Raw genomic sequence first — 7,615 nt, 5'->3', positions numbered from 1 at the left:
AAACTATTCCTAATGTCAGACCGTGTTGTGTGTGTCACCCCAGGGTACTCCTTCATACCTGGTTTTTATTCTGGTAGTAACGGGTCCGCCCCCCGCCCCCCCCCCCCGCCCCCCGACGCGTTACATCAAGCCTTGGGAGCAAGCCAAGAATCTTCGGCTTCGATGCCGTCCGGCTCGTACGTCCACGTGATTTTTTCGTAGGTGAACGCGAGGTCTTCCATGTGGCCCATCTGACGGTTGTTCGGGTCCAGGCAATTGGGCGTCCACGACTGCATGTGCGTGAGGATCGCGTTTTCGAGCTTGGCCGTGTAGTACTTTTCTTCCGTGCCCTTGGGCGAAATGCGGTAGAACTCGAGCGTCACCGACTTCAACTGTTCGCCCGACGTCAGCGCCTGATACAGCTTCGGGCTCGACTTGTCGATTTCCTTCGTCACCGTCATTGCGCCATGCACGCGCTTGCCGGTCGGCAGACCAGTTTGCGGGCTCTTCGGAATTTCGATGGTGTGATCCACGGCTTGCACGAGGATCTTGCCTTCGTGGCCTTGAACCTTGGTGGAGCCTTCGATCTTTCCTTGGTTCTGGCCTTCGAGGGTGAGGTAGCAGGGCATCGGCATGATTAATCTCCAGTTAGTTTGGGTTGGCGGCGCGCTGTGTGTTTGCCTGGCCGCTTGCGCCTTCGATCTCGTTCAGCGCATGAGTACAGATTAAGGTCGCCGCGTTGCGGCTTCGTTTCGAGTGGGGCGCGGGTTTGTTACATCCGAAACATGGCGGTGTTATCCGAGCCGAACGATCGTCGCTTCGACGTCGTCGCCTTCGGGATAAGGCATGAGCAGCAGCGTGGCCGGGCAGCCGCGCACGCGCACGAAGTACGAATCGTCCGGGCCGATCGCATTCCTCACCGCCCAGCTCACGTAATCCGTGCCGCCAATCTGCATGCGCAAACCCTCCTGTGCGTATTCGAGCGTGGTCTTTGCCGGCAGCGCGCCGCGTGCGCCGACCGCCTGAAAGTCGATCGATACTTCGTCGCTGCGCGGCACGCCGAACGCGAAGCCCGCAAGCGGCCCTTCGAGCGAGCCGATCTCGAACCACTGACCGATGTTCTCGTCGCCCCACAGCGTCAGGCGATAGCCGCCGAGCGCCGCCAACGGCGCCTGCTTCGGCGCGCGTGCGAGCGCGGCGACGAGCTTCGCGGGCCACGCGGCGTTCCGATCGGCGAAGGTGAGCGCACCGGCGAACAACGGTGGCGGCACGGTATCGCCCGAAGCGGTGAGGAACAGCACCGGCGGCGCCGCGCCGCGCGATGCCTGCAGGCTCGCGTACAAAAGCGACAAGCCATAGCGCACGGATGGTTTGGCGAGCGTCGCTTCATCGACGAGGACGATCCACGCGTCGGCCGCCTGCATCGCGTCGAGCACGACACGCGCGACGGCCTTGTCCGGTTCGTCGAGCCATACGTGGCCTTGCGCCGCGATCCCGTAGCGCTTGAGCGTCGCCGCCACTTGCGCGATGCGCGCTTCGTCTTTGGCGAGCGCCGTGACCCATACCTGCTTCATTGCGCTTCTTCCTCGATGACAGCGGCCTTCGCCTCGGCAGGCTCGAAACCGAACGACACGACGAACACGCCTTCGTCGTTCACATCGAGCTCGGCGTGCGTCGGCTGCTCGGCTTCGCTCATGCGGATAAGGATCTCGTGCGAGAGCATCGGCATGACGGTGCCGCGCAGAATGAAGTCGATGTTGCGCGCGCCCGTTTCCACTTCCGTGCAGCGCGCGGCGATGGTGTCCACGACCTTGTCCGTGTACGCGAGAGGAATCTTGTTGGCGCCCAGGAGACGCTTCACGATCTTGTCGAGCTTCAGGCGCACGATGCCCGCGAGCGCATCCGTCGGCAGCGTGTAGTACGGAATCACGGTCATGCGCGCGAGCAGCGCGGGCTTGAAGTGCGCGGAGAGGATCGGCCGCACGGCGGCGAGAATGGTCTCGTCGTCGGGACGCTCGCCGTTCGCCGTGAGTTCGGTGATGACATCGGTGGCGAGGTTCGAAGTCAGGAACACGACCGTGTTGGAGAAGTCGATTTCCTTGCCTTCGCCGTCCGAGAGCATGCCCTTGTCGAACACCTGGTAAAACAGGTTCATCACGTCGAGATGCGCCTTCTCGGTTTCGTCGAGCAACACGACCGAGTAAGGACGCTGACGCACGGCTTCGGTCAGAAGACCGCCTTCGCCATAGCCGACATAACCCGGCGGCGAGCCGATCAGACGGCTCACGTTATGGCGCTCCTGGAACTCGCTCATGTTGACGGTGACGGTGGACTTCTCGTCGCCGAAGAGAATGTCGGCGACAGTCAGCGCCGTTTCCGTCTTGCCGACGCCCGACGGTCCCGCGAGCAGGAACACGCCCATCGGTTGCTCGGGGTCCTTCAACCCCGCCGCCGACGACTTCAGCACTTCGGCGATCTGATGCATCGCGTGATCCTGACCGCGCACGCGTCTGGCGAGCGTCGTTTCCATGTTCAGGATGGTCTGCGCCTGATCGCGCTGCACCTTGCCGAGCGGAATGCCGGTCCAGTCGCTGACGACCTTCGCGACCACGTCGGGATCGACGTCCACGCGCACCATCGGCTGATCGCCCTGGGCCTCGCGCAAATCGGCTTCGGCGCGCTTGGCGGCGTCGCGCAGGGCGTCGATCTGCGCTTCGGGTTGCGCGGCGGCGCGTGCGGCGGCCACGGCTCCCCGTGCCGCGACGAGCGCCTCGCCCGCTTCCTTCTGCGCGAGCCAGCGCACGCGCAAATCCGCCGCGCGGGCTTCGAGCGAAGGCAGGGCATCGGCGATGGCGGCGAGGCGTTCGTCGTCCACCGGCTGCATGTTGTCGCGATCGCGTTCGAGTCCGCGCCGTTCGCGCTCCAACGCCTGAATGCGGCGCTCGGTGTCTTCGAGCACATCGGGTTTCGCGCTTTGCAGCACCTTGACGCGGGCGCACGCGGTATCGAGCAGATCGACGGCCTTGTCCGGCAACTGGCGCCCGGTGATATAGCGGCTCGACAATTCGGCGGCGGCCACGATGGCGTCGTCGCGCATCACGACTTTGTGCACGTCTTCGTAACGTTCCTTCAGGCCGCGCAGGATCAGCACCGCGGTCGGCAAGTCGGGTTCGTCGAGCTTCACGAGTTGGAAGCGCCGCGCGAGCGCCGCGTCTTTCTCGAAGTACTTCTTGTACTCGGCCCAGGTGGTCGCCGCGATGGTGCGTAGCTCGCCGCGCGCGAGCGCCGGCTTGAAGAGGTTCGCGGCGTCCGACGTGCCCGCCTGACCGCCCGCGCCGATCAGTGTATGCGCCTCGTCGATGAACAGGATCACCGGCTTCACCGATGCCTTGATCTCGTTGATGATGCCCTTCAGCCGGTTTTCGAATTCGCCCTTGACGCTCGCGCCCGCCTGCAACATGCCCATGTCCAGACCGAGGATGATCACGTCGCGCAACGACTCGGGCACGTCGCCATCGACGATACGCAGCGCCAGTCCTTCGACCACCGCCGTCTTGCCGACGCCCGGATCGCCCACGCAGATCGGGTTGTTCTTGCGCCGCCGCGCGAGGATATCGACCATCTGGCGGATTTCGGCGTCGCGTCCGAAAACAGGATCGATCTTGCCCTCGCGCGCCTTCTCGGTGAAGTTCTCGCAGTACTTGGCGATTGCGCTGCCGTCCGAACCGGCCGCCGCGTTCGCGCCGCCTTCCGATGCCGACGAAGTGCCCGCCGCCGTCTGCTCTATCGACGCCGCCGACGCCGCGCCGAAGCGCGCGAGCAAGCTCTCGCGGTTGATCGGCCGCAGCATGTCGGCATAGCCGCCGGTTGCATAGAAAGTGGCGCGTGCGAGGAACGCGAGCAGGATCGCACCGGAACGCACGCGCGTTTCGAGCAAGTCCACCGAGGCGATCAGCCACGCATCCTGAAGCAGTTCGAGCAGCACCGGCGAGAACACCGGCCGGCCCGTATTGCCGCCGCGCAAATCTTCTATCGACTGATCGAGCGCGCGGCGAAAGAGCGCGGCATCGATGTTCTGTTCGCGCAGCAAAAGCGGGATATCGCTTTGCGGATCGTCGAGCAGCTTGACGAGCATGTGCTCGACGGAAATCTCGTATTGGCCGCGCGAGATGCACAGACCGGCGCTGTTTTCGAGCGCTTGCCGGCAGTAGCCGTTGAGCCGGCTCACCAGCGGTTTCAGATCGACCAGCAACATGGCTTGGGCTCCTCTCGTGTCTCTTGATATCGGTGGTTCAGATCGCGAAGCTGACCGGACGCGGCACGGCATTCGCGCGCGGCGCGAGCCACGTGTCGCGGCCCAGCGCGTTCCATTGCATGCCGCCCGTGCGGGCGTTCTCGGCGAGACCCGCGCGCAGTTCGAGAAGCACCGTCACGTCGAACGGTTCGGTCAGGTAATAGCGCGTGAAAAAACGCAGACGCTCGTACTCGCGCCGGCCTGGCTGCAACGCTTCGAACAGAGCCAGCGGCAGGCCGCGCAACTCGATTCGCACATGATTGTTGGCATCGCGGCTCTCTTGTCCGAGATAGCATTCGACGCCGAGCGCATGACGGCCATCGCCGAGCGTGAGACGCTGATCGTCGGGAATCGGCAGCCAGCTTTCCACGCAATTGACGATATGCACATCGGCGGGCGCGAAGGCATCGGCGAGCAGCGTTTTCAGGCCAAGCGCCGAATGCGGGCGTTGCGAGAAGAGGCCCGCGTAGCGCAGCATGTCGGAGACGCCGGGCGTGTCGTCGCGGCGCATGGAGCGCTCGTGCAGGCCGACGAACGCATACAGGCGTTCGAGCATCGCCGTGTCGCCTTCCTCGACCACGCGCACGTGCGGCCGGTACTTGACCCAGCTTTCGAACAACAGCGGATACAGCGTGTAATGCAGGATGTCGAGAAACTCGCGCATCCCGCTGCGGCCTTCGCGTTCTTCCTCGATCAGGTCTTCGGTATAGAAGCTCGGCAGCGGCGAGGACACGCCGTAAAGCCCGAAGAAGTTCGCGGTAATTCGCGGCGTCGGCGCGGGCTCGGGCGCGTCGTCGTCGAGATCGGCATGACGGCGCGGCAGATCGCGCTCGATCTGGTCGATATCGCTTTCGGGAAAGCCGAGCGCAAGACGCGGACGCACGCGCAGGCGTTCCGGATCGTCGCCCGCAAGACGCGCGCGGCGGCGCAGCAGCCGCACCGCCTGAAAATACGCAAAGCGTTCGCCTTGCTCAAATAGCGCGTCGTCTAGAGCAGAGCTTGTTGACCGAGCCGCGGCGTCCATCTGAATACCTCTCCGGAGAAAATGTCTTCCAGCTCGAATCGCGTATACGTGTTCATGCTTGCGTAGGCGCCGAGAAAACGGTCCAGCACGCTGCCGAACACGTAGAGATCGCCCGCGCCCGCGAAGTGATCCATCTCGCAGCGCACGCGGATCAGCTGACCGCGCAGCATGTTGCGCCCGAAGAGCCGCACTTCGGGCGTGACGCTCATCTCCTTCAGGCCCGCGATGCGTCTGCGGTTCGCCGCCTCGTGGCCTTGCTCCTGGCGCTCAGAGAACACGTAGAGCGAGAGGAGGGCGCGCAGGTTGGCGGCATCCGCGAGCGAGAGGAAGTTGAGCGCGGCGTGACCGAGCAGCCGCCAACGCAACGCCTCGCCGACGGGCGGATTGACCACCGGTGTCATCGGCCGGATATTGCGGAACTTGAGGCGCTCGGGCGAACTGCTGGTTGGCTCGCTGAGATCGCCGTAACGCAGGCTCTCGGGCAGATAGCGGTTGGTGCAGGTCAGCTCGATGGAAAGCGTTTCGGTCTGCGGCGTGGCCTCGGGCGGATACGCCACCGAGAGATACAGCTCAGTCTCGTTGCCGACGGCGGCGGGGCGCAACGACGTGTGATAGACGAGATCGCCCGGCGCGCGCTGGTCTTCGCTCGCCGTCGCGGCGGATGCCGCGTGCCCGAGCACGCCGAATGGCCGGTACACGCGCTGCTGCGCCACGCCTTGCCGATACGACGTGACCTTGTCGACTGAATGAATCTGGTAATGCTGACGGTTCGCGCCTTCCGGGCTCACGCGATAGTCCATTTGCCGATGATCCAGCGTGATCGGATTGGCGTGATGCTCGAACAGATTGATGACGGGCGTCACGTTGAGCATGAAGGCGTCGGCGCTCAATTCGGTGAGCCATGCGGGCAAACGTTTGAGGCACAGCGTGACCGAGAACGTCGTGCCGGTGGCGCCGCGCAGCTTGTCGATCCCGTTCAGGTCGAGGAACAGGAATTTCTCCGGCTGCACGAAGAACTCTTGCAGACTGCGATACCCCGGAAACGCGTGACTCGGATACGGCACGAGCTCGCTGTCGAAGCCCGACGGGACGAGCGAACGCGCGCCCAGTTCCGTCGATACCCCGCTAGCCGTCAGCCGCACCGACGTCACTTCGGTCATGAGCAGCATCAGGAGTTTGGAGGCATCGCTGTAGCCGCCCGCCAGAAAGAGCCGCAGCGACTTCGTCTGCCAGCGCGCGAGATCGAGCCCGCGCAAGCTGAAGTCGAGATCGATGGAAGGCGTGCGTCCTTCGCCCGCTGAAAGCCGCGCGGCGAGCGTGAGCGGATGCACGTCCACGGCCTGGGTCGTGCGGAAACGGCAGGGCGTGCCGTCCACCGGCGCCGATGCCAGCTCCACGCCCGCCGCCACGCTCGCGGTTTCCGTGAGCGCGCCGCGCGGCTCGAACAGCACCATCGTCGTCGCGGGAACCGGACGCAGATAGTGCGGAAACAGCAGCGTGGAGAGTTCCTGGATGAACTCCGGGAACTCGTCGTCGAGCTTCTGGCGCGCAAGACCCGTGAGGAAGGCCACGCCTTCGAGCAGGCGTTCGACGTCCGGGTCGGTCGAGCGGCCTGCGAGCATCGGCGCGAGCGCCGGATTGGCCTCGGCAAACTCGACGGCAAGCGTCTTCAGCTTGGTGAGTTCGTTTTCGTAATAGCGATTGAGCATCGTCGGGATCGGTCGCGGGCCGTCAAGGCGTCAAAGCACGGTGACGCGGCCATCGGAATTCACGGTGGTGGACAGGCGCAGTGGAATCTCGCGATCGTTCACGGCGAGCGTGCCGTCGAGACTGAAGCGGATCGACATTACGTCGCTGCGGTCGCTCAAGAGATGCACTTTCGGGTTGAGCACGCGCGGTTCGTAACGCGACACCATGCGTTGAATCTCTTCCTCGATTTCGCCCGTCGATCCGCCTTCCAGCCCGCCCGCGATATTCGTGAAATCGGGCACGCCGAATTGCGGATCGAGCTGCACGCTGCCCTGTCTCGTATTGAGGATGCGCGACAGATGCTCCATCACGGATCTCACGAGCACCTCGGTGCTGGTTTCGTTGGTGCGCACCGCGCCCTGTTCCCAGCCGGATATGCGTTCCAGCAGCCTGCGCTCTCTCATCGACGGTCCCGATCGACGCAGCGGCGTAAGTCCTCCGCCGCGTCATGCGTGATTTGGAATGCGTCAGGCCTTCGGCGCGAGCCACGAGTCTTCGGCTTCGATGCCGTCCGGCTCGTAGGTCCACGTGATCTTTTCGTAGGTGAACGCGAGATCTTCCATGTGACC

Annotated in this window: 6 protein-coding genes and 1 pseudogene; all 7 read right to left on the bottom strand. The window is 64.2% G+C overall.

Annotated features, from left to right (window positions below):
* Positions 1 to 125: 125 nt before the first annotated feature.
* Positions 126 to 614 carry an Hcp family type VI secretion system effector gene (locus NCT03_RS30860; RefSeq protein WP_244831870.1) on the bottom strand — a complete coding sequence of 163 codons (489 nt, stop codon included), beginning with the start codon at positions 612 to 614 and terminating at the stop codon, positions 126 to 128.
* A 159-nt stretch (positions 615 to 773) separates the two neighbouring features.
* Complete coding sequence (locus tag NCT03_RS30855) at positions 774 to 1,553, bottom strand: toll/interleukin-1 receptor domain-containing protein (protein ID WP_244831869.1); 780 nt, start codon at positions 1,551 to 1,553, stop codon at positions 774 to 776.
* Positions 1,550 to 4,234 carry a type VI secretion system ATPase TssH gene (gene tssH, locus NCT03_RS30850; RefSeq protein WP_250495214.1) on the bottom strand — a complete coding sequence of 895 codons (2,685 nt, stop codon included), beginning with the start codon at positions 4,232 to 4,234 and terminating at the stop codon, positions 1,550 to 1,552. Before tssH ends, NCT03_RS30855 begins: the two co-directional genes overlap by 4 nt.
* A gap of 37 nt (positions 4,235 to 4,271) precedes the next feature.
* A complete protein-coding gene (gene tssG / locus NCT03_RS30845; RefSeq protein WP_244831867.1) occupies positions 4,272 to 5,297 on the bottom strand; it encodes a type VI secretion system baseplate subunit TssG in 1,026 nt (341 codons plus the stop codon).
* Entirely contained in the window at positions 5,261 to 7,006 is a 1,746-nt protein-coding gene (tssF, locus tag NCT03_RS30840; protein WP_250495213.1) for a type VI secretion system baseplate subunit TssF, read from the bottom strand. The genes tssG and tssF overlap by 37 nt, the downstream gene beginning before the upstream one ends.
* A gap of 30 nt (positions 7,007 to 7,036) precedes the next feature.
* Positions 7,037 to 7,450, bottom strand: coding sequence for a type VI secretion system baseplate subunit TssE (gene tssE / locus NCT03_RS30835; RefSeq protein ID WP_244831865.1), 414 nt, complete (start codon positions 7,448 to 7,450; stop codon positions 7,037 to 7,039).
* 63 nt (positions 7,451 to 7,513) lie between these two features.
* Positions 7,514 to 7,615: pseudogene (locus NCT03_RS30830) on the bottom strand (type VI secretion system tube protein Hcp); the annotation flags it as partial.

Source organism: Caballeronia sp. GAWG1-1, from assembly GCF_023631465.1.
In the GTDB taxonomy this organism is placed as follows: domain Bacteria; phylum Pseudomonadota; class Gammaproteobacteria; order Burkholderiales; family Burkholderiaceae; genus Caballeronia.
The sequence above is the reverse complement of the archived record's forward strand: the minus strand, read 5'-3'. Positions and strand labels throughout refer to the sequence as shown.